We start from the raw sequence: 23,573 nt of genomic DNA, 5'->3' as shown, positions 1-23,573 counted from the left end.
TTAAATCTGCTAAAATCTATTTTGATCTGCGTGAAATAAAATCCTTATGGTAAAATCAACAGCATTTCAACGTGAAACATGAAACAAGAATAACCTGAAACAAATTTTAGTTACTTTTGCAAAATGAATAAAAATCACCATTCCAACAACATACTTTCGAATTTAGGTATTCAGAGTCTCAACGAAATGCAGGACACGGCTCAGGAGGCGATCCTGAATGATAATAATGTTTTGCTGCTGTCTCCAACCGGATCAGGGAAAACACTGGCTTTTTTACTGCCGGTTTTAGAATTACTGCAGCCTGAAATTTTATCGGTTCAATGTTTAATTTTAGTTCCGTCTCGCGAACTGGGACTTCAGATCGAACAGGTTTGGAAAAAAATGGGAACGCAGTACAAAGTCAATATTTGTTACGGGGGCCATTCTATCGATACGGAAATTAAGAATTTGAGCAATCCTCCGGCAGTTTTAATTGGAACGCCCGGAAGAATTGCAGATCATATTGACAGAGAAACTTTTAGGACAGATAAAATCCAAACGCTGATTCTTGACGAGTTTGATAAATCGCTTCAGTTAGGATTTCACGAGCAGATGTCTTTTATAATTGGCAGGTTATCGAAAGTAAACAAACGTGTTTTGGTTTCGGCAACATCCGATATTGAGATTCCAAAATATACCAAAGTTGTAAATCCAACGGTTTTAGATTTTATTCCTGAAGAGGAAGAGAAAACCAATCTTTCGATGAAAATGGTGATTTCCCCATCAAAAGATAAACTGGAGAGTTTGTTCAATTTAATTTGTTCACTAAAATCAGAATCGGCAATTATCTTTTGTAACCATCGCGATGCTGCAGAACGTATCAGTGATACTCTGAACGAAAAAGGAATTTATTCAGTATACTATCATGGCGGTATGGATCAGGAAGAGCGGGAGAGGGCTTTAATTCAGTTTAGAAACGGAAGTATAACCTATCTCGTTACAACAGATTTGGCTGCGAGAGGTTTGGATATTCCTGAAATGAAGCACGTTATTCATTATCATCTGCCTTTAAAAGAAGACGAATTTACACACAGAAACGGACGTACGGCACGTATGCAGGCATCCGGAACGGCTTATGTTATAGTTCATGAAAGTGAAAAAAAACTTGATTACATTGATTATGAAATGGATATCCTGAATGTCGAAAATAAAGTTTCACTGCCAAAACCACCTCATTTTCAGACAATTTACATTAGTGGCGGAAAGAAAACAAAGCTCAATAAATTTGACATAGTAGGTTTCTTTTCTCAAAAAGGAAAACTGGAAAAAGAAGATCTGGGGCTGATAGAAGTGAAAGATTTCGTTTCGTTTGCGGCTGTAAAATACAATAAAGTAAAGGATCTTCTTAAGAATGTAAAAGATGAAAAAATGAAGGGTAAAAAGTTCAAAATCGAAGTTGCCCGAAATGTTATAAAGAAGGAAGAAGAGAAAAATAAGAAATTTTAGGCTTTTTAATAGAATTTTGTTTTCCTGAAATGTTGTTTATCTTATTGTGAGTCAGATTTTTAAAAAATATTGAACAAGATTTACAATTTTGTGTCAAAAAAATAATGTTTTGATAGGTGTTTTTTCAATATTTCTATGTTTTTTTGTGCAGTCAAATTTGTAACCCCAAATTAATTATGAAAAAGATTATTACCCTTGCTATTTTGTTCGTTAGTGCTGTTTCATTTGCACAGATTAAAGTTCTTGAAACGGTTCCTGTTGAAAAATTAGGAAAAGTAAACAACAATTACATTCAAAAAATTGGAGATGAGTATACAGTATATTATACTACTATTCTAACAGATGATGATGGTTCTTCTAACTTAAGAAAATTTTCATTTAGAAACCTAAATAATGACTATGTAAACCTTTACAATATCATCATGAACGGTTTTACTGCTTCTCCGTTGTATGATATTAAATTAGAACTTCCAAACAACTATATTTGGTTACACTATACAAGCAATGTTGTTCCGGATAAAGCTACAGTTCAGTTTATGGTTTCAAGCAAAGAAAGAGATGCTGCAACAAACAATGTTTCTGAGCCTTTCGTAAAAGATCAAATCAGTAAATTATTCCAGAAATAATTCTTTTTGAGATACAAAGTTTCAAAATAACAAATAATAAAGTTTTTTAACTTTCCTGATATTATAAAAAAGCTGTTCTAATCGAACGGCTTTTTTTTTGTTTCAGGTTTCAAGTTTCAGGTTTCAGGTTGATTTACTTTGTGTATAGTTTATCAAAGTGCACTAAGTTTTTATTTGCGAAGCTTTTAAAAGTAAAAGTTCGCAAAGTCTATTAATAAAACTTTGCGAACTTCGCGAAAATCTTTGTGTGCTTGCGGTTCAAAAAAATATTCAAGGAAAAAACCTTAGTATCTTAGAACCTCAGCACCTTTAAAAAAACTATATTTTCTTCACATACTGTGTAATAATCACAATCTGCTGTCCGTCGACTTTTCCTTCGATATATTCGGCGTTTTCGTGGTCTAAACGAATGTTTCTTACGGCAGTTCCCTGTTTGGCAACCATACTGGATCCTTTTACTTTTAAATCTTTAATTAAAACTACAGAATCCCCGTGCTGTAAAACAACACCGTTACTGTCGCGGTGAACCAGTTTATTCTCGTCGTCTTCGCCTTCGCCGGTTGCTTTTGCCCATTCAAGTACATCTTCTTCAAGATACATCATGTCAAGCAATTCCTGCGGCCATCCTGCAGCACGCATTCTGCTTAACATTCTCCAGGCAACAACCTGTACCGGGATATTCTCATTCCACATACTGTCATTCAGGCATCTCCAGTGATTTAAATCAACGTTGTCCGGATTTTCAATTTGGTCAATACAGGTGTTACAGGCTAATATACTTTCATCAAGACCGCCTTTTCTGGTTGGTAATACTTGATAAACTTTTAGGTTTTCTTCGGCGCCGCAAAGCTCACATTTCGATCCGCTTCGTTTGCTTAATTCTCTTTCGATGCTCATTATTTATGGTTTATTTTGAAAATGCGAAATTACTTATAATTTGCTTCGCTTACAAATTTATGTTTATGATTGTGACTTGTTGGATTTGCTGGGGAAAATTGTTTTTTTGAAGCACAAATTTCCGGTTTTCTTAAGACCTGTTGTCCCGCTGTCCGCTTGTATCTTTTTTCGTCTAAAGAAGCCGGAAAAAGGATACCGCTTCCATCGGGGCTATTGTAGAAATTCCTGTTTTCAAAAGTCCCTGCAAAGCCGCATGTTATTTATTTTTTAACCCGTACCGCATCCGGAACCAGCATTTCGTATTCACCGCCATGGCGTAATACGTCGCGCACAATGCTCGAACTAATGAAGGATGTACTTGCTGCAGTTAATAAAAATACAGTCTCGATTTTAGACAGTTTTCTGTTGGTGTGTGCAATGGCTTTTTCAAACTCGAAATCGGCTGGATTTCGTAAGCCTCTAAGTATGAAATTCGCTTTTACTTTTTTTGCCAGATCTATTGTTAATCCCTCGTATGTAACAACCGAAATTTTTGGTTCGTCTTTAAACGTTTCTTCAATAAAGCGTTTTCTTTCTTCAAGTGAAAACATGTATTTTTTTTCGGCATTTACACCAATGGCAATTACGATTTCATCAAATAAGGGAATACCTCGTTTGATAATGTCTTCGTGTCCAAGTGTAATGGGGTCAAATGACCCCGGGAATATTGCTTTTCTCATTTTTTTTAAGGTTCAGAGGTTCAAAGTTGCATAGGTTCAAAGTTTAAAAACTCTATGCAAAAATGAATTTTGATATTGTTATTTGTTATTGCAATTTTTTATGTAATCCGAAGCGTTTTTATAGCCAAAACCCATTCCTCTTTTTTGCAGACTTCACAGTTTGCAGTTCCTTTTGTCAGCTCCTGTGTATGACCGCAGAACGAGCAGGCGTAAATTCCGTCAGTTTGTATGATTTTGCTTTTTTCGCTGAATAAAGAAGGTAAAATAGGCAGTCCGTACTTTACTTCTTCATCCGGATAATAATAAACGCTGATTTCACCGCTTGGTTCAATAAAAGCATGTTTAACCTGTCCTAAATGTTCTATTGATTTTACACGAAGTTCAGAGAAAAATTCATCCTGTGCCAGACTTTCTTTTTTAAAACTGGATACAGAAAACTTTCCGTTATTGATTAAACATTCGGTTTTACCTTCTATAAACTCTTCGAATTTCTTGCTTTTTCCGGTAAGCCAGGTTACGGTGCGGTATAAAATAATTATAGTAGAAAAAACTATCGCCGCCGGAATAATTCCTACATCTTCATAAAACATTGGGTCTCCCGCTGCAGATCCCAGGGCAATAATAATTACGGTTTCGAAAATCGATAATTGTTTTACTCCTCGTTTTCCCGCCAGTTTTAAGGTAAGCAGCAAAATAGTGAACATTACCGTTGAACGGAATATTACTTCCAGAATAAAAGCTTCAGGAAGGTTATTGAAAAAGAGTCTGTTCCATTCAAAGATTTCTTTCATTTTTTTGAGGTTCTAAGTTTTTTTGTGAAGGTTCAGAGTAACAAAGGTTCAAAGTTACTTTTATAGACTTCGATTTGCTCAGTCTGGTATTTAGATAAAAAAAGGTTCTGAAATCTTAGAAAATCTCAGAACCTTAGTGTCTTTAAGCAAGAGCCAGCTCAATTGCATTTGTAAATAAATCTTCGAGCGAAATTCCGGCTGCTTTTGCCTGCTGCGGAATTAAACTTTCTGTTGTTAAACCCGGAATGGTATTCATTTCGAGCATGTATGGTTCATTGTCTACAATAATGAATTCGCTTCTGGAGAAACCTTTCATTTTTAAAACTTCGTAGGCACGTTTGGCTGTTTCTCCCACTTTTTTTGTTAGTTCATCTGAGATTCTGGCAGGCGTAATTTCTTGTGATTTTCCTTCGTATTTAGCTTCGTAATCAAAGAAATCATTGTCAGATACAATTTCGGTAATCGGCAGTACGATAACTTCTCCTTTATAGTTGATAACGCCAACAGAAACTTCTGTTCCGTCAAGGAAACTTTCGATGATAATTTCGTTGTCTTCTTTGTAAGCGACTTCAATTGCAATTGGAAGTTCTGCTTCGGTTTTTACTTTTGAAATTCCAAAACTTGAACCGGCTTTGTTTGGTTTTACGAAACAAGGAAGTCCCACTTTCTTAATAATTTCAGCGGTATCAATTTTGTCGCCTTTATTTAGATAATAGGAAATTGCCGTTTTGATTCCGTATGGTTTTAAAACCGATAATAAATCTCTTTTGTTAAATGTCAATGCCGATTGGTAATAATCGCATGATGACTGCGGAATGCCCAATAGTTCAAAATAAGCCTGCATTAACCCGTCTTCGCCCGGAGTTCCGTGGATGGCATTGAAAACACAGTCGAATGTGATTTTTTCTCCATTAACAGTAACCGAGAAATCGTTTCGGTCAATTGGAAATTCGGCGTCATTGGCATCTACATAAACCCATTTTTCTTTGAAAATATGAACACGGAATCCGTTGTATTTTGTTTTATCAAGATATTGGTACACAACGTTTCCGCTGATAAGCGAGATTTTATATTCGCTTGAATATCCGCCCATTATTATGGCAATGTTTTTCATTTATATTTTGTTTTGTTTCGAGTTTCTTTTGTTTCAGGTTTCAGGTTTCAAGTTCCAGGTTTCTCTTGTTTCAGTTTTTTTTAATCTGTTTGACTTTTTGTGTTTTGTTATGAAACCGGATACCTTAGCCCTGATGGGAGCGGCATCCTTTTGTGTCTCGTCTCAAAACGAGACACAAAAGATACAGCGTACAGCAGGATACAGCTCCTAATTGTAAGCTTTACTGTTTTAAACAAAATTATCATTTTTTTTGAAATGAAATACTTTATCTTTGCGTTCAACAAAAAATAAATTTATGAGTTTACGTAAGTATTTAACCAGCCGTGTGTTTTTTTTACAAGTATTGGCTGCGGCTGCTATTATTGCGATTTTAGGTTATTTGTTTATGCATTGGTTAACTTTTACAACTGATCATGGACATGAAATTGCGGTTCCGAATTTAGCAAGGCTGACTGAAGAGCAGGTAGAAGAAAAACTGGACGAACTGGACTTAGATTATGTACTTTTGGATAGTGTGGATTACCGAAGTGAATTCCCAAAATTCAGTGTTGTAGAGCAGGATCCCCTGCCTGGAACTAAGGTAAAAGTGGGAAGAAAAATATATATAAAAATTAATGCATCGGGTTTTTCATCTGTTAAGATTCCTGATTTAATCGAAAAAACATATCGTGAAGCAGTTCCAACTTTAAAGGCTTTAGGTCTTGAACCGGGAACGATTACTTACATTCCAAATCTTGGAAAAGATATGGTTTTGGAAATGCGTTTAAAAGGAAGAAACTTAAAAGTAGGAGACCGCGTTTTGAAAGCGTCTAAAATTGATTTGGTTTTAGGTGACGGAAAAGCAAGTTATGTAGATGAAAGCGAGGTTGACAGTACAGCTGCACCTGTAGAAATCCCAAATGATGAACAATAATATTGAAGAAAATTTAGATCTGGAAGACGAATTATTCGAGCATTACAGATTTGAAGTACCAAAAGGTCAGGCGTTTTTGCGTATTGACAAATATTTAATGTATTTGATTCCAAATGCCACAAGAAATAAAATTCAGAATGCGGCAGCCAACGGAAGCATTTTTGTAAATGATATTCCGGTAAAATCAAATTATAAAGTAAAGCCTTTTGATGTGATAACAGTTATGTTGTCGCATCCTCCATACGAAAATCATATTCTTCCTGAGGATATTCCGCTAAATATCGTTTATGAAGATGATGCATTTTTGTTAATCAATAAAGAACCGGGAATGGTAGTGCATCCGGGACACGGAAATTATACCGGAACGTTGGTAAATGCTCTGGCGCATCATTTTGATAATCTGCCAATGAACAGCAGTGAACGTCCGGGTCTGGTACACCGAATTGATAAAGATACATCAGGACTTTTGGTGGTTGCTAAAACCGAAGCTGCAATGACGCATTTGGCGAAGCAGTTTGAGGCTAAAACTACCGAACGTGAGTATATTGCACTGGTTTGGGGAAATGTGACTGCAGACAGCGGTACAATCGAAGGAAACCTTGCCAGACATTTAAAAGACCGAATGCAGATGGCCGTTTTTGCTGATCCAGAGATTGGTAAACCTGCCATTACGCATTATAAAGTTTTGGAACGTTTTGGTTATGTAACCCTGATTTCGTGTAAACTGGAAACAGGAAGAACACACCAGATTCGTGCACACATGAAACACATTGGACATCCGTTGTTTAATGATGAACGTTACGGCGGTCATTTGATTTTAAAAGGAACTACTTTTACGAAATACAAACAGTTTATCGAGAATTGTTTTAAAGCATTACCGCGTCAGGCACTGCATGCAAAAACGCTTGGATTTGTTCACCCCAACACAGGAGAAATGATGCGTTTTGATACTGAATTACCTCAGGATTTTCAGGATTGCATCGATAAATGGCGTAATTATGTGAAATCTCACAATATCGAAGACGAAGAGAATTAATTTTAATGTGACAATTAGATAATTAGTGAATTAGATAATTTTTCTGAATAAACGAAAAGCTCCTTTTGGGAGCTTTTTTTATAGGGTTTTGATTTTTAAATCGGTTATCTGGACATCTCCGTTTGTTATGAAACCGAGTTTTCCTTTCTGGCTTAAACCGCTTTTTTCAAGAGAACATTCTAATGAAGTCTGACCGTCTACCGAAAAGTGCAATTGGTTCTCTGTGACTTTAATTTTTACAGCATATGTTTTGTTGTTTTCCAGATTCATTGGTTTTTTAAACAAAGTTTTACCGCCTCGTTTGCCGTACGAATCGTCATTTTTATAATAAGTACCTTCGCCAATTACAATGTTTTGATCAATCTGGTACAGATAGGTTCTGATGTATTTTTCTTTGTCCAGATGGAGCATTATTTCAAATAAAGATTCTCTGGTCATGTTGACTTTAAAATCGATTTCATAATTTTCAGGAAGCTGTTTTTTCGAAACCAAAATACCCCATTTTGAAGGCGAACCTGATCCTGTAATGGTATTATTATCTAAACTCCATTTCTGAGAATCGATAATCCAGTCTGATTTTAATGCTGAAGAATTAGTAATTGCATATTCTTTTTTTGTAGTTGAAATAGTGCCGGAACACGAAATCAATAAAAGCTGCAGGAATAAAAGTGCAGTAATTTTTTTCATTTTAGTTTAACTCTGAGTGATATTTTATTTTTCCGGCTGATCCTGTTTCTGAAGGTACAAGTTCAAAAACCGATGTAGGAGCAAGACCTTCTTCAATTCTGTGTGAAACATACAAAATAGAAACGTTGGTTTCTTGTTTTATGGTATTAATAAGCTGAATAACCAAATCTACATTTTCATCGTCTAAACCTTCTACAGGTTCATCCAGGATCAGCAAAGGCGGATGTTTTAAAACGGCACGTACAATCAACGCGACTCTTTGCTGTCCTATCGAAAGATCAATAAATCGTTTTTTGCGTAAATGCGTCATTTCGATTACTTCCAGCCATTGTGTTACAATTTGTTTTTGATGTGTTGTTGGTTCTGTATATAATCCAATTGAATCGAAAAATCCGGAAAGGATCATTTGTTCTAATGTATGGCCTTTTTGGAACAAATCAGTCATAGAAGTCGTGAAAATTCCGATTTGTTTTTTAATATCCCAGACACTTTCCCCGGTTCCTTTTTTTCTTCCGAATAAATACAAATTCTGTCCGAAACCTTTTGGATTATCACCGGTAATTAAAGATAAAATCGTGCTTTTTCCGGAACCATTCGGACCAATTAACTGCCAGAATTCGCCTTGTTTTATAGTCCACGATATATTGTCGAGAATTTTTCTCTCTTCGTAGCTGACTGATACTTTGTCCAGTTTAATTAATTCGCTTTCCTGAAAATTATTAAGTTCAGCCGGTTTTGGAATGGCCGCCGTATTTAAGGTTTTGAAATGATTTTCGGTTTTGGAAATAGGGTGAAGCTCAAACGTATTGTCTTTTATTTGAGCCTTATTTGGAACAAAAGCCAAAACATCAACAAGGCGGTTAACGATTTGAATGATGGCAATTTCGTTGATTAAATCTTTTAAAGATTCTGCCAAAACGACTCTTGATGCCTGGTCTAAATGATCAAAAGGATTGTCGAAAATAATAAAATCCGGTTTTTGGTTAATGCAGTATTTCAGGAATTCTTTTTTGCGTTCGCCGGACGAAAATGTTCGTAACTGGCGATGGGATTCCGGTGAAGCTTCTACGCTGTCATACTGGTATTCTTTTTCGATGAATTTTTCAATGGAAATATCTGAGAATAAAATTCCTTTTTTGTTGTTAAAAACGGCTAATTCTCCTTTTGCTTCGCCTGAAAGAAGGCTGTCTATAAAGTTTTTTTTGTTTACCTGATTTGATAAAAGTATATCCCAGTGCTGCATTATGATGTTTAGTTTTTTCGCCGCAGATTAAAAGATTTCAATAATTTCTTTACGTCTTTAATCTGCAATATCAAATGAATTAATTTTTTACTGCCATTTCACGGTTGTTTCTCGACCATTCGCTCCATGAACCCACATATAGTTTTGGAATTTCGATTCCTGCGTAATCCATCGCGAGTAATGTGTGGCAGGCCGTAACTCCGGAACCGCAATGTACAATTATATTTTGGGATGGTTTGTCTTTTAGAATTTCAGAATATATTTCGGCTAATGTTTCAGCAGATTTAAAGAGTCCGTTTTCGTCCAGATTTTCACTAAAAGGAACATTCACCGCTCCCGGAATATGTCCGGCAATTAAATCCAGGGGTTCTGTAAGTCCGTCAAAGCGGTTTTTATCCCGAACATCGATTACAATGTTTTGCGGATTATTTCGCGCTTTTTCTACTTCTTCTATATCTGCAAGGCCTAATTTCCAGTCTGAAACGGGATATTTGGCTGTTTTTTCAAAATTTTCAGTTTCAGAAATTGTAGGAAAACCCGCTTTTAAAGCTTCTTGTAAACCTCCGTTTAAAACCTGAACTTTTTCGTGTCCAATTGCACGCAGCATCCACCAAAATCGGGAAGCAGCATTTGATCCGTTTTTATCATCATAAACAATAACGTTTGACGAAGGTGAAATACCGAGCCTTGAAAGTACTTCTGAAAATTTATCTAAAGAGGGCAGAGGATGTCTGCCGCCTTCTGCAGGATCGCCTGCAGCTGCTAAATCTTTATTTAAATCAACATAACGGGCACCTTTTAAATGCAGGGAATTATAATTCTCTTCGGCATTTATTCCGGCTCTGGAATCGATTAATACTATTTCAGAAAGATTTAGTTTTACTAAGTCTTCTGCATTTATGATCGAAGAAAGTATATTAGACATCTTAAGATTTGTTTTAGAGTTTCTAATTAAAACAAAAAAAGTATCGGGCAGATACTTTTTTGTTATTGCATATTGAAGATGCAGTTGTTTTTTAACTCGGGATTTTTTCGATCAGAATCTCGTTTTCGGCATTATCAAAATAAGTGCATGTCATTTCGATAATATCAACTCTCCATTTTGCAATACCGCATTGTCCGGCGTGATTGCAAAAGGTAAGGTAATCTGTTTCTCCCTGCTGATGTTTTACTAAAAACTCAATAAAAAGTTCTTTGTTTGGAGTTGCTGCAATAGAAATTGGCTGGTACTTTTCATCAGATATTACAGAGTAGCCATTTACTCCATAGTATTCTACGTGTCCGTCATTTACGAAAGTGTCGTAACCTTTTACGCCCAGAATGATTAAATCCTGTATATAATTTGGAAAATCAGCACCGCTTTTTACTTTGGCATGGGCTTCTTTGATTTGTTCTATTGTAAACATATAATTTTATTTTTTAGAGTTAGTATGAATTTTTTTGCTGCGAATTTCATGAATTAAAATTAAAAATCAAGAATTATGAAGTAAAAATTCATGTAAATTACTTACAAATAAGTTATTTCAAAAATACGATTAATGGTTTTATAAATTGGTCAAAAGATTCGATATGGGGTAAATGTCCGGTATTGGCAATTTCGACTAATTTTGAATTTGGTATTGCTTTTTGGGTCTTTTTGCCTAATTCGGCGTAATTTCCCATTGTTTTTTGAACTTCTGCCAAAACCAATGGTTTTCCTAAAGCTGTTTTATCTCTTGTTCCGATAATTAATAAAACCGGACTTTTGATGTTTTTAAATTCGTATAAAACTGGCTGTGTAAAAATCATATCGTACAAAAGAGCCGAATTCCATGCCACTCGGTCGTAATCCGGAGCGGTTGTCCAGCCTGCGCCAAGTTCGGCCCATTTTTGATAATCGGCATTCCATTTTCCATCGTAGTAATTCGCCATCTGGTATTTTTTGATGCCTTCGTAATTTTGTTTTAATTCTGATTCGTACCACCAGTCAACCGGTTTATAAGGCACAATAAGTTTCCAGTCTTCTAAACCAATCGGGTTTTCCAAAACTAGTTTTTCTGCCGTTTCAGGATACATTAAAGAAAATCTTGCGGCTAGCATACCGCCCATAGAATGTCCTAAAACAGTTGTTTTTTGAATGTCTAAATGATCGAGAAGTTTTTTGGTGTTTTCGGCCAGCTGCTGAAATGTGTATTGAAAATTATCAGGTTTGGTTGATTTTCCAAAACCAATCTGATCCGGAACAATAACGCGGAAGCCTTCTTTGGTTAAAGCTTGAATTGTACTTTCCCAATAAGCGCCGTTGAAGTTTTTTCCGTGAAGTAACACAATGTTTTTCTTATTGTAATTTTCAGGAATAATGTCCATGTAGACCATTTTTAAATACTGCCGCTGACTGCTTAATTCCAGAAATTTTACCGGAAACGGATATTCGTAATTGGTTAAATTAATATCCAGCTGTTTTATTTTTTCCTGCGAAAAACAGAAAACAGGCAGCAAAAATATGAGGAGTTTTATGGTTTTCATTTCGAAGTAATTTCAGGTTAAGGATTATAAAATTACCGTTATGCATTTTTAAAAGCAAAAATTATCGTCTTAAACTTATCCAAAAACAGTAATTGAATTAAAAATTGAACCATTACAGCACAACAACTATAGTTAAATAAAAAATCCAAAAGCAAAACAGATATGATGCTTTTGGATTGTATTTTTTAGAAATTTTAGGTTTCGTTTTTTTAAAGCCCGACAAAGTCATCACTTTTTGGGAAAATACTTAAAGCCTGAATAGCGATTTCTGGTGTAGGCGAAGCTAATTTGCGAAGTTTAGTGTCCATCCAGGCGCCATCAACAGTAATGGTTGCGCAAAGTGTGTCGTCTTCTCTTCTAAATTCATGTATGATTGACCAGCGCGAAGCATCGGCTTTCATTTTTGAAGTTTTGGTGTGAATGAATATTTTATCTGAAAGTTTCAATTCTTTTCTGAAAACACATTCTTCTCTGAATAAAACTGGACCGAAACCTTCTGTCTGCATAACTTTTAAGGTTAAACCCAATTCTTCAAGGATTTCGATACGATGCTGTGCGCCAAAATCGTAATAAGCACTGTGACGAACGTGAAAATTTGGATCAAGATCTGACCAGCGAAAAGATATTTCTTTTGTAAATGATGCCATTTTTAATATTGTAATTTAATGAGAAATCGAAATTACGAATAAAATGCAAATGAAAAACGCAAAATTACTATGCGTGCATATTTTTTTTATCTAATTTTTTTAAGATTGATGAAAGATATTTAAGCTCTTTCAACTAAACAATTGTAGCAGCCCGGTTTTGCATTGTGAATATGGATGTATGCTATTTTTTCGTTTTCAAAGATTTTAATAATTTGTTCTTTAATAATATTTCCTTCTATTATGGTAGCTTCCTTCATTATGCCATTGTTAGCATAACCGCGAAGTGAAAGTAATCTATGTTTCAGCATGTGTGGAATTTGATTGATTTCGAATGTTGGTGTAATTGCTCTATTGCGTATAAAAATTGGCCCGCTTGCCTGATAAGGTGAGTTTGTTTTATGATGATTGTATGGAATTAAAATGACTTCTTCTCCAATTTCGGCATCTTCTAAACTTATCCTGCAAGGAAAACCAGGAAATTTATCAGCTGTCATTTTAATTCCACCAATCTTTTCTAATTCTAGATTCGTTAATTCGAAAAAGCCTGAAAATTCGTTATGATTAATAGGTTTAATTTTAAAATTCGCTTCCATAAGTTTTTTTAAGCAAAAATCATTTTTTTTGCAACATAGAAAAATCCAAATCTTGCTATCTTTCTTTTTGATGTGTTTTACAACGTCATTTTGGATAACTCAACTTCCAGCTTATCAAAATTTTCCTCATTTTTGTCAACAACATACGGTTTCAGTTTTTGACATTCTTCTACAGTTTCAAAAAGCATTTTAAAAACAACTTTTGTTTGGTTTTCTGCAATTTTTTCAAAGGTGGTTAAAATCTGGAAAAGAGGTTTCGAATGACGTTTCCATGCAATAAGATTTGGTTTGTCAATTTTTATAAATTCGACATCATTTTCATAGTTTCCTGCTTCCGGGCCATGCATTGTGAAGGTCCATTTTCCGCCTTCGCGAAAATCAAACTCATGAAAAGTATTTGTAAAACCTTTTGGACCCCACCAGTTTTTTAAATGTTCAGGATCGCTCCATGCTTTGTAAACAAGTTTCTGAGGGAAATTCAGAACTCGTGTCGTAACAATTTCTGAATCTGGAGTTGTAGATAAAATTGCTGAAGTCATTTTTGATCGTTTAATTGAATATAAAGTTAGTTTAATTCTTAAAGCAAATAATCTTCCTTCAAAATAATTAGTGCTTTTCTTTTTGAATATTAAGCTTTTTGACAATCCACGGAAGTGTCAATCCTTGCCCAATAAGAGTTAAAAGCACAACTGCGACAGAAATAAATATTATTGCATTTCGCTGGGGAAAAGGGGTTCCGTCGTCCAGAAATGTGGGTAATCCCAAAGCAATGGCCAGCGAAACGATTCCGCGCATTCCGGACCAGCTTAAAATGATACTGTTTTTAGTGTCTAAAAGCGCATGTTCGTTGACTTTAATTTTTCCTTTAGCATTGTTTTGAAAAGCTTTTTGAAGGTTTATTTTCTGAAGAAATACCCTTACCATTCTAATAAGTAACGCCACAATAGTTATGATGAATGCGTAAGCAATATAAGGGAGAATCATCTCGTCGTCGATTTCTTTTAGAATATATCTGAAATTTAGGCCAATAGAAATAAAGATTAATCCATTTAATATGAATATGATAATATCCCAGAGATTTTTAGAACTGTTTTTTAAGTTTTCGGGAAAAATTTTATTACTAAATCTGGCAATCATTAATCCTAAAACAACCACTGCAATTACTCCTGAAACATGTAAATGTTCTGCAAATAAATAGGTTACAAAAGGCATTAAAAGCATTAGTCTGATTGTAACGTTAATGTTTTTGTGTACTTTATTTAATATAAAAGCAAGGATTCTGGCCATTACAAAACCTACCAAAAAACCTCCGCCAAGTAGTAACACAAATTCAAGTGTTGCTTTCCAGATTACAAAAGAAGATCCTAATGCAGCAGCGACCGCAAAACGATAGGCGACAAGAGCTGAGGCATCATTTATTAGACTTTCGCCTTCAAGGATTGTAATTGTTTTTTCGGGTATTCCGAGACCTTTTGTAATGCTTATTGCGGCAACGGCATCTGTAGCAGAAAGTATCGCTCCAAGTACAAATGATAAAGGCCAGCTCATTCCGGGAATTAAATAATGTGATACAACTGCGATCCAAAACGTAGTTAGAAAAACCAAAGGTATTGCCAGCGAACCTATGGTGCGAAAGTTGTTCTTAAAATGTCGTGGGGAAATATTAAATGAAGCATCATATAATAATGGCGGAAGAAATATTAGAAATATAATTTCCGGATTAATTTGGATTTCTTTTATTGTCGGAACAAAACCAATTGCGACACCTACAATTACCAGTAGAATTGGATAGGGGAGTTTTGCTTTTTCTGCAAATGCTGATAATCCTATCACGATGGCAAGGATGAATATGATGATGCTGTAGTTTTCCATTATTGTGCAGGCTGATTTTTAAAAGTCAGAGATTGAAGTTTTTTCAAACAAATGAGGTTTTCTTTTTATTTTAGATGTATGAGATGTTGTTGGTTCATTTTCTTCCATTGTATTGGTTTCAGTTGTTTTTACTTCACTTTTTTCAAAATCATATAAAGATGCTGAGCGGCTGCCAGCACCACCAAAATAAGTTTCCATATTGTACAATATAAGATCATTTTCTAAATACTTAAATGTACTTAAAAATGTTCCACTGGCACCACCTCCATATAGATTAATGTGTAATGCTCCTTTTTCAATACTAATGTTTTCTGTATCATAAAGTTTATAATCATGATCATTATATTCTACAGGAATTGTTATGTCCGAAAATTTATCTAAACGATAGGAATGATCTTCGTTTTGTAAAAGAATTAACATTGGTCTTTTTAAGACATTACTTTTTTTGTGCTTGAAAACAACGGCAATATCATCTAAACTGTCATTATTTAAATCTCCTTCAGCTTGGTATTGAATTTCATAAACATCAGGAAGGAAATCTGCAATTTTATTTCCTGTTTGAGGATAAGTAACCTTGGGTTCTTCGGTAGTGTTTTCTTCAAATTCGTCACTTGTTTCTTCAAATTTTTGTTGTGGCAAGCTGTCAACAATCTCCACTTTTTTTGTATTGTTTTTAGTTTCCTTATTACAGGATTGAACTAAAAAAGATAGTATAATCAAGATTGTAAATGCAATTGTTTTATTCATTTGATTTTGAAGTTTAAAATATTTTCGAAATGTACTGTATTTCTTGCAAAATAAAATCGTTTTAGAAATAAATTTAGATTTTTAACAGCAGAATTTTATATTTAATTAACCTGATTAGTTTATAAGCAAATAGAGAATCAATTATTAATAATGACATGAAATATAGTGTTGTGCCATATCTGTCAGTATTGAAAAATGTCATGTTGTCAGATGATTATTCCTGTGCCAATAGCAAAACTGACAAATTACTGTAGTTTTTTATAATGGCATAATGATTGACTTATGCCACCTGAGTTATAAAATTTAAATCAAAAATTAAATATATAAAAAATGGGTAAAATAATCGGAATTGACTTAGGTACGACGAACTCTTGTGTTTCTGTAATGGAAGGTAACGAAGCAGTTGTTATCCCTAATGCAGAAGGAAAAAGAACTACTCCTTCTATTATCGCTTTTGTTGAAGGTGGAGAAATTAAAGTAGGTGATCCTGCAAAAAGACAAGCAGTAACGAATCCTACAAAAACGATTGCTTCTATTAAACGTTTTATGGGACACACTTTTGCTGAAACTCAAGAAGAGGCAAAAAGAGTTCCTTACAGTGTTGTAAAAGGTGACAACAATACACCGCGTGTGGATATTGACGGTCGTTTATACACTGCTCAGGAGTTGTCTGCAATGACACTTCAAAAAATGAAAAAAACTGCTGAAGACTATTTAGGTCAAACAGTAACTGAGGCAGTTATTACAGTTCCTGCTTACTTTAACGATGCGCAGCGTCAGGCTACAAAAGAAGCTGGTGAAATCGCTGGTCTTAAAGTTATGCGTATCATCAACGAGCCAACTGCTGCTGCACTTGCTTACGGATTAGATAAAAAAGGAAATGATCAAAAAATTGCTGTTTACGATTTAGGTGGAGGTACTTTTGATATCTCTGTTCTTGAATTAGGAGACGGTGTATTTGAAGTATTGTCTACAAATGGTGATACTCACTTAGGTGGTGATGATTTTGACCAGGTTATTATTGACTGGTTAGCTGACGAATTCAAATCTGAAGAAGGAATTGATTTACGTTTAGACCCAATGTCATTACAGCGTTTGAAAGAAGCTGCTGAGAAAGCTAAGATTGAATTATCATCTTCTGCTGAAACAGAGATCAACTTACCATACGTAACGGCTACTGCTTCTGGACCAAAACACTTAGTGAAAAAATTATCCAGAGCTAAATTTGAGCAATTATCTGATGCATTAGTAAAACGTTCTATGGAGCCAGTTGCTAAAGCATTAAAAGATGCAGGTTTATCTACATCTGATATCGACGAAGTAATCCTTGTAGGAGGTTCTACTCGTATGCCAAGAATCGCTGACGAAGTTGAAAAATTCTTCGGTAAAAAAGCTTCTAAAGGTGTTAACCCTGATGAGGTTGTGGCTATTGGAGCTGCTATTCAAGGTGGAGTTTTATCTGGAGATGTAAAAGATGTATTGTTACTTGACGTAACACCTCTTTCTTTAGGTATCGAAACTATGGGTGGTGTATTGACTAAATTAATCGAGTCTAACACAACTATCCCAACTAAAAAATCTCAAGTATTCTCTACTGCTGCAGATTCTCAACCATCTGTTGAAATCCACGTATTACAAGGAGAAAGAGCAATGGCTGCAGATAACAAAACTATTGGTCGTTTCCACTTAGATGGTATCCCGCCAGCACCAAGAGGAGTTCCTCAAATCGAAGTAACTTTCGATATCGATGCTAATGGTATCATCAAAGTTTCTGCAACTGATAAAGGAACAGGAAAATCTCACGATATCCGTATCGAAGCTTCTTCTGGATTAACAGCTGAAGAAATCGAAAAAATGAAAAAAGATGCTGAAGCTAATGCTGATGCTGACAGAATCGCAAAAGAAAGAGCTGAGAAATTGAACGAAGCTGATAGTACTATCTTCCAAACTGAATCTCAATTGAAAGAGTTAGGAGATAAATTGACAGACGATCAAAAAACAGCTATCGAATACGCTTTAACTGAATTGAGAATGGCTCACCAATCTCAAGATCTTGACGCAATCCAAAAAGGATTAGACAATGTAAATGCAGCTTGGAAAACAGCTACAGAAGCAATGTACGCTCAAGGTGGTGAAGGCCAGCAAGCTGCTCCACAACAAGAGCAGTCTTCTGGAGACAATGTTGAAGACGTTGAATTCGAAGAGGTAAAATAATTTACTCCGTAGAGACGCACTGATGTGCGTCTTTGCACTTGAATATAAACCGGGTCAGAAATGGCTCGGTTTTTTTGTTCATATGAGTTTGTAAATCAATTTAATTAGAAAAATTTTAAAAAAAATCTGCAGAATGTGGTTTTCCTCAATATTGTTGTTTGATTTTAAATTAGTTTTGGGCCTAAATAACCCAAAAACAAAAAAACAATATGAAAAAGATCGTAAGTCTTGGATTTATCGCTTTAACCATTTTATTCAGCGCCTGCAGCAGTGATGATAATGATGATAAAGGCATTGAAAACAACAATTCTGTAACGGCCGTTGTAAATGGTGCGGAATGGAAACCAACAAAAATAAACAGCGTTACTTTGATTAAAATTCCTGGAATGGGACAACGTTTTGATATCAATATTCAGGATGATTCTCAAATGTTTATGCTGGCATGTGAAAATGAAACTACAACTGCTAATGCAATGCCGTTAAAAGATTACAATTTCTATGATGATAATGAAAATACCGATGAAGATGAATCACTTGCAAGCAATGCCTTATTTATAAACAGCTATTTAATTGATGGAAATACCTATACAGAACATCAGCCAGTGTCTGGAAAAATAACTATTACAGCTATGGATCCTGATAAAAAAACAGTTTCAGGTACTTTTAGTTTTAAAACTGTAAAAGTAGGAGTGCTGCAAAGTAAAGTCGTAACACCAGAAGTAATTGAGGTTAAAAACGGCGTGTTTACGAATTTATCTTATACTGTTTATGCACAGTAATAAAATTTGAATTATATATTTTATAAAATGTCAGTTTTTTTAAGCTGGCATTTTTTTATTTTATAAACTGCTGTAAAAGCTTTGTGATAGGTCTGCTAACGAATTTCACAAACTGATAATTGTCATTTCCTGTTCGAATTCTTTTTCGTAATATTACTATTGTAAAAAAAACTGAATGAGAAAGATCAAATACAAGAAAGGACGCAAGCTTCAACACGTCACTTTAGAGTACACAGGATCACATAAAGAGCATGAAACAGAGATGCAGCTTTTCGTATATAATGACCCTGATGTTGTTGAATATGAAAAGTTTTCGGTTACAGCTTTAAACTCTTGTTTTGACTACACAAAGAACAACTGGCTCAATATCCACGGGCTAAATGATATTAATCTCATTAAGACAATCGGAGCACATTTTAAACTGGATGACTTTCTGCTTGCCGATATTTTAAACACCACCAAGAGAACAAAATTAGAAGAACAGCAGGATGTTTTGTTCTTTAATATAAAATCGCTTCTTCCTTCTGAATACTCAGACAGCATTAGTGCAGAACAATTAAGTTTTATTTTAAAGGATGGAATTTTAATTTCATTTCAGGAAAAACGAAGCGATTTCTTTGCCCATATCCGCGAACGCCTGCGTACTCATGCCGGTATTGTACGGACAAAAAAAGTAGATTATCTTTTGTATCTGCTTCTTGATGCCGTGATGGAAAACTTCTATATCACCCTTGAAGATGAAGAGGATAAAATTGAAGAATTAATCAATTTGACCAAGAAAGAAGCAAAGCCGGTTATCCTCGAAAAAATTGAAAACCATCGGGACAATTTAAGCTTTTTAAAACGATCAATTATACCCTTACGGGATTCATTGTATTATTTGAAAACAAAGAAAGATGATGATGACGATAATGGCTTAATCCAGAAAGAAACATTTAATTTCTTTATCAGACTGCATCAAAAAAGTCTGGAGCTTTTAGAGCAGATAGAATCAGATATGAGTGCTTTAGAAAGTGCTTCTAATTTTTATTTTTCGGAACAAAGCCGGAAAATGAACGAAATCATGAAAACGCTGACCATTATATCAGCCATATTTATTCCGCTTACTTTTATCGTGGGAGTTTACGGAATGAATTTTGAAAACATGCCGGAACTTAAAACAGAAAATGGGTATTTTATTGTTCTCGGAAGCATGTTTCTGCTAGTAATAGCCCTAATCATTTATTTCAAGAAACGGCGTTGGTTTTAACGTTTGTTTTTAAAAAGGAAAATTTGATTTTGTATAAATTTGTTATTTAGAATAAATATAAATAATTATGAGTAAAGCAATATATATTGCCACAAGTGATCAAAATAGTGGTAAATCGATTATTACGCTCGGACTAATGAGCATCTTAATTGGTAAAACAGCTAAAGTGGGCTATTTTAGGCCTATAGTCGAAGATTTTGTCGATGGTGAACTGGACAATCACATCGAGACAGTTTTGTCGCATTTTAACCTTGATATTAAGTTTGAAGATGCTTTTGCCATAACCAAGAGTAAACTGATAAAGAAAAAGAACAAAGGAAAAATAGGAGAAGTTCTGGATCTGATCATCGAAAAGTATAAAAAACTCGAGGAACGTTTTGATTTTGTTTTGGTAGAAGGGACAAGTTTTACCGGAGAAGGAACTTCAATCGAATTAGATTTGAACGTTTTAATTGCTAAAAACCTTGGAATCCCAACCATTATTATTGGTTCAGGAGTTGGTAAAACACTAGAAGAATTAGTAGACAGTTTGTACCTGGTTTATGATTCCTTCAAAGTAAAAGAGGTTGAGGTTTTATCTGTATTTGCCAATAAAGTGCAGCCGGAAAATATCGAGCTGGTTACGAAAAGCCTTCAGAAAAGTTTACCGTCAAATGTGCTGATAAATACGATTCCGCTTATTTCAAGTCTGAACAATCCAACCATGCAGGAAATTGTAAACGAACTGGATGCTAAGGTTTTATTTGGAGAAAACTATCTTAATAATGAAATCGGTCATTACAGCGTTGGAGCAATGCAGCTTCATAACTATCTGGTTCATTTACACGATAATGCCCTTGTAATAACTCCGGGTGATCGTTCAGATATTATTTTAGGCGCATTACAGGCTAATGAATCGGCAAATTATCCTGCAATTTCAGGTATTATCCTGACAGGGAATATTTTTCCGGAAGAAAGCATCTTAAAACTTATTGAAGGGCTTTCTGCTGTTGTTCCAATTATTACAGTAGACGGCGGTACTTACAATATTACCAACAGAATTGGTAAAATTAAATCTGAGATTTACGCCAACAATATTCATAAAATAGAAACATCGATCAATACTTTTGAGAAATACGTTGATAACGACGCGTTGTCTGAAAGATTAATCACTTTTGAAGCAGAAGGTATGACGCCAAAAATGTTTCAGTATAACATGGTTAAAAGAGCCAGACAGCACCGTAAACATATCGTTCTTCCGGAAGGAAATGATGACCGCATCATTATTGCAGCTTCAAGACTTTTAGCAATGGATGTTGTGGATATTTCGATCATTGGAGATAAAAAACAAATTGAAAATAAAGTAACAGAACTTGGAATTGCTTTTGATTTCTCTAAAGTAAGCATCATCAATCCAAAAGAATCTGAACTTTATGAAGATTATGCTAACACATATTACGAGCTTAGAAAAGCTAAAAATGTGAGTATTACAATGGCAAGGGATTTAATGGAAGATGTATCGTATTTTGGAACCATGATGGTCTACAAAGGTCATGCTGACGGAATGGTTTCGGGTGCAGCACATACTACACAGCATACCATTTTACCGGCACTTCAATTCATTAAAACAAAACCAAATTCATCTGTAGTGTCATCTGTGTTTTTCATGTGCCTAGAAGACAGGGTTTCTGTTTTTGGAGATTGTGCCATCAATCCAAACCCAACTGCAGAACAATTGGCAGAAATCGCAATTTCATCGGCAGAATCCAGCTTAGCTTTCGGAATTGAACCAAAAATTGCCATGCTTTCATATTCTTCAGGATCATCAGGAAAAGGAGATGAAGTAGATAAAGTAAGAACAGCAACGGAAATCGTAAAACAAAAACGTCCGGATTTAAAAATCGAAGGACCAATTCAATACGATGCGGCAGTCGATCGTGCGGTTGGAAAAAGTAAAATGCCAAATTCAGAAGTGGCAGGACAGGCAAGCGTTTTGGTTTTCCCTGATTTAAATACAGGAAACAATACTTATAAAGCCGTTCAGAGAGAAACCGGAGCTTTGGCAATCGGACCAATGTTACAAGGCTTAAACAAACCGGTAAACGACTTAAGCCGCGGCTGTACTGTAGACGATATTATCAATACCGTAGTAATTACAGCTATTCAGGCCCAGGGCATGTAAATTCAGGTAAAAATTAAGAATTAAAAATTTAAAAAGAGATAACTTTGAGTTCTGGTAAAAAAACGCAGTAACTTAGAGACTTAGCAACTAAAAAAATGAAAATATTAATTATAAATTCAGGAAGTTCCTCAATTAAATACCAATTAATGGTTATGCCGGCAAATGAAGTAATCTGCACAGGTATGATTGACAGAATTGGTTTAGATACATCAAATATTACCTTTAAAACGGCTTCAAATTCGTATGAAGAAATCCTGCCGATTCCTTCTCACAAAGTAGGTCTGCAAAAAGTAGCCGATTTGCTTTTAGATCCTCAAACAGGGGTAATTAAAACAACATCTGAGATTGCTGCAGTTGGTCACAGAGTAGTTCACGGAGGAAGTTATTTTTCTAACACAACCATTATTACAGAGGAAGTTAAAGAAAAAATTAAAGAACTTTCAGAATTAGCACCGCTTCACAATCCGGCGCACCTTGTAGGGATAAATGTTGCCGAAGAAATTTTCGCTTCAGCAAAACAAGTTGCTGTTTTTGACACCGCTTTTCATCAGACAGTTCCTGTTGAAGCACACAAATATGCGATTCCAAATTTCCTTTTAACAGAACACAAAGTTCGTGTATATGGATTTCATGGAACAAGCCACAAATACGTTTCAAAAAAGGCTATTAATTATTTAGAAAAAAAATCAAAAATAATTACAATCCACTTAGGAAATGGCTGCAGTATGGCTGCTATTAAAGACGGAAAAAGTATCGACACCACAATGGGATTCTCTCCTGCAAATGGTTTAATTATGGGAACCCGCGCCGGTGATATCGATCAGTCGGTTATTTTTTATATGATAAAAAGCCTTGGTTATACAGCAGATGAGGTGAATTCTATTTTGCTGAAACAGAGTGGTATGTTAGGTCTGACGGGTTACAGCGATTTACGTGATATTGAGTCAAAAGCGCATCAGGGAAATAAAGAATGCGAACTGGCATTATTGATGAATGCTTACCGAATCAGAAAAACAATTGGTGCTTATGCAGCTGCTTTAAACGGATTAGAAGCTATTGTATTTACAGCAGGAATTGGAGAAAATTCTGCTTTCATGCGTAATCTGATTTGTACAGATATGGATTATTTCGGAATTGAAATCGATAAAGAAAAAAATCAGATCCGTTCAAAAGAATTAAGAGAAATCAACTCAGCAAATTCGATCGTGAAAATTTTGGTTGTACCAACAGACGAAGAGTTCGAAATTGCAAATCAGGTTTATCATTTATTAGAAGAGTAAAATTTCTAAAATAGA

General features: G+C 35.0%; 23 protein-coding genes. 9 read left to right on the top strand and 14 right to left on the bottom strand.

The features are described from left to right. Positions 1 to 123: 123 nt before the first annotated feature. Together OZP11_RS05910 and OZP11_RS05905 are read left to right on the top strand one after the other, a co-directional pair. Positions 124 to 1,485 (top strand): DEAD/DEAH box helicase, encoded by a 1,362-nt coding sequence (locus tag OZP11_RS05910; protein WP_281234299.1) that lies wholly within the window; start codon positions 124 to 126, stop codon positions 1,483 to 1,485. A gap of 176 nt (positions 1,486 to 1,661) precedes the next feature. Further along, positions 1,662 to 2,111: a hypothetical protein gene (locus OZP11_RS05905; protein WP_281234298.1), complete on the top strand. Its 450-nt coding sequence runs from the start codon at positions 1,662 to 1,664 to the stop codon at positions 2,109 to 2,111. Between the two features lie 318 nt (positions 2,112 to 2,429). Here OZP11_RS05905 and OZP11_RS05900 read toward each other — a convergent pair whose 3' ends face one another. From OZP11_RS05900 to OZP11_RS05885, 4 genes are all read right to left on the bottom strand, one after another. Beyond that, on the bottom strand, positions 2,430 to 3,008 hold the full coding sequence (locus OZP11_RS05900; protein ID WP_281234297.1) for a PhnA domain-containing protein: 579 nt from the start codon (positions 3,006 to 3,008) through the stop codon (positions 2,430 to 2,432). Positions 3,009 to 3,268: 260 nt separating this feature from the next. Then, on the bottom strand, positions 3,269 to 3,727 hold the full coding sequence (coaD, locus tag OZP11_RS05895) for a pantetheine-phosphate adenylyltransferase (RefSeq protein WP_281234296.1): 459 nt from the start codon (positions 3,725 to 3,727) through the stop codon (positions 3,269 to 3,271). A gap of 98 nt (positions 3,728 to 3,825) precedes the next feature. Next, positions 3,826 to 4,518 (bottom strand): DUF421 domain-containing protein, encoded by a 693-nt coding sequence (locus OZP11_RS05890; RefSeq protein ID WP_281234295.1) that lies wholly within the window; start codon positions 4,516 to 4,518, stop codon positions 3,826 to 3,828. A gap of 142 nt (positions 4,519 to 4,660) precedes the next feature. Beyond that, complete coding sequence (locus tag OZP11_RS05885; protein ID WP_281234294.1) at positions 4,661 to 5,632, bottom strand: D-alanine--D-alanine ligase; 972 nt, start codon at positions 5,630 to 5,632, stop codon at positions 4,661 to 4,663. Between the two features lie 295 nt (positions 5,633 to 5,927). On the opposite strand from OZP11_RS05885, the gene OZP11_RS05880 reads away from it, so the two are divergent. Both OZP11_RS05880 and OZP11_RS05875 read left to right on the top strand, forming a co-directional pair. Further along, the gene (locus OZP11_RS05880) at positions 5,928 to 6,545 is read left to right on the top strand and encodes a PASTA domain-containing protein (protein ID WP_281234293.1); all 618 of its coding nucleotides are present in this window, start codon (positions 5,928 to 5,930) and stop codon (positions 6,543 to 6,545) included. After that, complete coding sequence (locus tag OZP11_RS05875; RefSeq protein ID WP_281235504.1) at positions 6,535 to 7,581, top strand: RluA family pseudouridine synthase; 1,047 nt, start codon at positions 6,535 to 6,537, stop codon at positions 7,579 to 7,581. The genes OZP11_RS05880 and OZP11_RS05875 overlap by 11 nt, the downstream gene beginning before the upstream one ends. 78 nt (positions 7,582 to 7,659) lie before the next feature. On the opposite strand, the gene OZP11_RS05870 is transcribed toward OZP11_RS05875, so the two are convergent. The 10 genes from OZP11_RS05870 to OZP11_RS05825 form a co-directional block, all read right to left on the bottom strand. After that, positions 7,660 to 8,268, bottom strand: coding sequence for a hypothetical protein (locus OZP11_RS05870; protein WP_281234292.1), 609 nt, complete (start codon positions 8,266 to 8,268; stop codon positions 7,660 to 7,662). Between the two features lies 1 nt (position 8,269). Beyond that, positions 8,270 to 9,511: an ATP-binding cassette domain-containing protein gene (locus tag OZP11_RS05865; protein WP_281234291.1), complete on the bottom strand. Its 1,242-nt coding sequence runs from the start codon at positions 9,509 to 9,511 to the stop codon at positions 8,270 to 8,272. Between the two features lie 79 nt (positions 9,512 to 9,590). Next, on the bottom strand, positions 9,591 to 10,436 hold the full coding sequence (locus tag OZP11_RS05860) for a sulfurtransferase (protein ID WP_281234290.1): 846 nt from the start codon (positions 10,434 to 10,436) through the stop codon (positions 9,591 to 9,593). A 91-nt stretch (positions 10,437 to 10,527) separates the two neighbouring features. Further along, positions 10,528 to 10,917 carry a DUF1398 domain-containing protein gene (locus OZP11_RS05855; protein ID WP_281234289.1) on the bottom strand — a complete coding sequence of 130 codons (390 nt, stop codon included), beginning with the start codon at positions 10,915 to 10,917 and terminating at the stop codon, positions 10,528 to 10,530. 112 nt (positions 10,918 to 11,029) lie between these two features. Then, positions 11,030 to 12,016 carry an alpha/beta fold hydrolase gene (locus OZP11_RS05850; RefSeq protein WP_281234288.1) on the bottom strand — a complete coding sequence of 329 codons (987 nt, stop codon included), beginning with the start codon at positions 12,014 to 12,016 and terminating at the stop codon, positions 11,030 to 11,032. 209 nt (positions 12,017 to 12,225) lie between these two features. Beyond that, positions 12,226 to 12,663: an acyl-CoA thioesterase gene (locus OZP11_RS05845; protein WP_281234287.1), complete on the bottom strand. Its 438-nt coding sequence runs from the start codon at positions 12,661 to 12,663 to the stop codon at positions 12,226 to 12,228. A 119-nt stretch (positions 12,664 to 12,782) separates the two neighbouring features. Next, positions 12,783 to 13,256: a DUF1203 domain-containing protein gene (locus OZP11_RS05840; protein ID WP_281234286.1), complete on the bottom strand. Its 474-nt coding sequence runs from the start codon at positions 13,254 to 13,256 to the stop codon at positions 12,783 to 12,785. Between the two features lie 77 nt (positions 13,257 to 13,333). Beyond that, complete coding sequence (locus OZP11_RS05835) at positions 13,334 to 13,795, bottom strand: SRPBCC family protein (RefSeq protein ID WP_281234285.1); 462 nt, start codon at positions 13,793 to 13,795, stop codon at positions 13,334 to 13,336. Positions 13,796 to 13,862: 67 nt separating this feature from the next. Then, entirely contained in the window at positions 13,863 to 15,128 is a 1,266-nt protein-coding gene (locus OZP11_RS05830) for a Na+/H+ antiporter (RefSeq protein ID WP_281234284.1), read from the bottom strand. Positions 15,129 to 15,146: 18 nt separating this feature from the next. Next, positions 15,147 to 15,875: a hypothetical protein gene (locus OZP11_RS05825; protein ID WP_281234283.1), complete on the bottom strand. Its 729-nt coding sequence runs from the start codon at positions 15,873 to 15,875 to the stop codon at positions 15,147 to 15,149. Positions 15,876 to 16,205: 330 nt separating this feature from the next. Here OZP11_RS05825 and dnaK point away from each other — a divergent pair, with 330 nt between their 5' ends. From dnaK to OZP11_RS05800, 5 genes are all read left to right on the top strand, one after another. Further along, positions 16,206 to 18,089 carry a molecular chaperone DnaK gene (gene dnaK / locus OZP11_RS05820; RefSeq protein WP_281234282.1) on the top strand — a complete coding sequence of 628 codons (1,884 nt, stop codon included), beginning with the start codon at positions 16,206 to 16,208 and terminating at the stop codon, positions 18,087 to 18,089. Between the two features lie 209 nt (positions 18,090 to 18,298). Next, positions 18,299 to 18,868 carry a DUF6252 domain-containing protein gene (locus OZP11_RS05815; protein ID WP_281234281.1) on the top strand — a complete coding sequence of 190 codons (570 nt, stop codon included), beginning with the start codon at positions 18,299 to 18,301 and terminating at the stop codon, positions 18,866 to 18,868. 175 nt (positions 18,869 to 19,043) lie between these two features. Further along, complete coding sequence (gene corA / locus OZP11_RS05810; RefSeq protein ID WP_281234280.1) at positions 19,044 to 20,117, top strand: magnesium/cobalt transporter CorA; 1,074 nt, start codon at positions 19,044 to 19,046, stop codon at positions 20,115 to 20,117. 67 nt (positions 20,118 to 20,184) lie between these two features. Continuing rightward, a complete protein-coding gene (gene pta, locus OZP11_RS05805) occupies positions 20,185 to 22,278 on the top strand; it encodes a phosphate acetyltransferase (RefSeq protein WP_281234279.1) in 2,094 nt (697 codons plus the stop codon). 95 nt (positions 22,279 to 22,373) lie between these two features. Further along, positions 22,374 to 23,558 (top strand): acetate/propionate family kinase, encoded by a 1,185-nt coding sequence (locus OZP11_RS05800; RefSeq protein WP_281234278.1) that lies wholly within the window; start codon positions 22,374 to 22,376, stop codon positions 23,556 to 23,558. Positions 23,559 to 23,573: the final 15 nt, after the last annotated feature.

Source organism: Flavobacterium gelatinilyticum, from assembly GCF_027111295.1.
Lineage (GTDB): Bacteria > Bacteroidota > Bacteroidia > Flavobacteriales > Flavobacteriaceae > Flavobacterium > Flavobacterium gelatinilyticum.
This window is presented reverse-complemented; position numbering and strand designations above follow the sequence as displayed.

Coding starts and splice junctions, on each gene's coding strand:
- pta (WP_281234279.1), top strand. CDS start 20,185: ATGAGTAAAGCAATATATATTGCCACAAGTGATCAAAATAGTGGTAAA.
- OZP11_RS05845 (WP_281234287.1), bottom strand. CDS start 12,663: ATGGCATCATTTACAAAAGAAATATCTTTTCGCTGGTCAGATCTTGAT.
- OZP11_RS05830 (WP_281234284.1), bottom strand. CDS start 15,128: ATGGAAAACTACAGCATCATCATATTCATCCTTGCCATCGTGATAGGA.
- OZP11_RS05825 (WP_281234283.1), bottom strand. CDS start 15,875: ATGAATAAAACAATTGCATTTACAATCTTGATTATACTATCTTTTTTA.
- OZP11_RS05910 (WP_281234299.1), top strand. CDS start 124: ATGAATAAAAATCACCATTCCAACAACATACTTTCGAATTTAGGTATT.
- OZP11_RS05840 (WP_281234286.1), bottom strand. CDS start 13,256: ATGGAAGCGAATTTTAAAATTAAACCTATTAATCATAACGAATTTTCA.
- OZP11_RS05850 (WP_281234288.1), bottom strand. CDS start 12,016: ATGAAAACCATAAAACTCCTCATATTTTTGCTGCCTGTTTTCTGTTTT.
- OZP11_RS05855 (WP_281234289.1), bottom strand. CDS start 10,917: ATGTTTACAATAGAACAAATCAAAGAAGCCCATGCCAAAGTAAAAAGC.
- dnaK (WP_281234282.1), top strand. CDS start 16,206: ATGGGTAAAATAATCGGAATTGACTTAGGTACGACGAACTCTTGTGTT.
- OZP11_RS05890 (WP_281234295.1), bottom strand. CDS start 4,518: ATGAAAGAAATCTTTGAATGGAACAGACTCTTTTTCAATAACCTTCCT.
- OZP11_RS05870 (WP_281234292.1), bottom strand. CDS start 8,268: ATGAAAAAAATTACTGCACTTTTATTCCTGCAGCTTTTATTGATTTCG.
- corA (WP_281234280.1), top strand. CDS start 19,044: ATGAGAAAGATCAAATACAAGAAAGGACGCAAGCTTCAACACGTCACT.
- OZP11_RS05900 (WP_281234297.1), bottom strand. CDS start 3,008: ATGAGCATCGAAAGAGAATTAAGCAAACGAAGCGGATCGAAATGTGAG.
- OZP11_RS05860 (WP_281234290.1), bottom strand. CDS start 10,436: ATGTCTAATATACTTTCTTCGATCATAAATGCAGAAGACTTAGTAAAA.
- OZP11_RS05835 (WP_281234285.1), bottom strand. CDS start 13,795: ATGACTTCAGCAATTTTATCTACAACTCCAGATTCAGAAATTGTTACG.
- OZP11_RS05875 (WP_281235504.1), top strand. CDS start 6,535: ATGAACAATAATATTGAAGAAAATTTAGATCTGGAAGACGAATTATTC.
- OZP11_RS05885 (WP_281234294.1), bottom strand. CDS start 5,632: ATGAAAAACATTGCCATAATAATGGGCGGATATTCAAGCGAATATAAA.
- coaD (WP_281234296.1), bottom strand. CDS start 3,727: ATGAGAAAAGCAATATTCCCGGGGTCATTTGACCCCATTACACTTGGA.
- OZP11_RS05815 (WP_281234281.1), top strand. CDS start 18,299: ATGAAAAAGATCGTAAGTCTTGGATTTATCGCTTTAACCATTTTATTC.
- OZP11_RS05905 (WP_281234298.1), top strand. CDS start 1,662: ATGAAAAAGATTATTACCCTTGCTATTTTGTTCGTTAGTGCTGTTTCA.
- OZP11_RS05800 (WP_281234278.1), top strand. CDS start 22,374: ATGAAAATATTAATTATAAATTCAGGAAGTTCCTCAATTAAATACCAA.
- OZP11_RS05865 (WP_281234291.1), bottom strand. CDS start 9,511: ATGCAGCACTGGGATATACTTTTATCAAATCAGGTAAACAAAAAAAAC.
- OZP11_RS05880 (WP_281234293.1), top strand. CDS start 5,928: ATGAGTTTACGTAAGTATTTAACCAGCCGTGTGTTTTTTTTACAAGTA.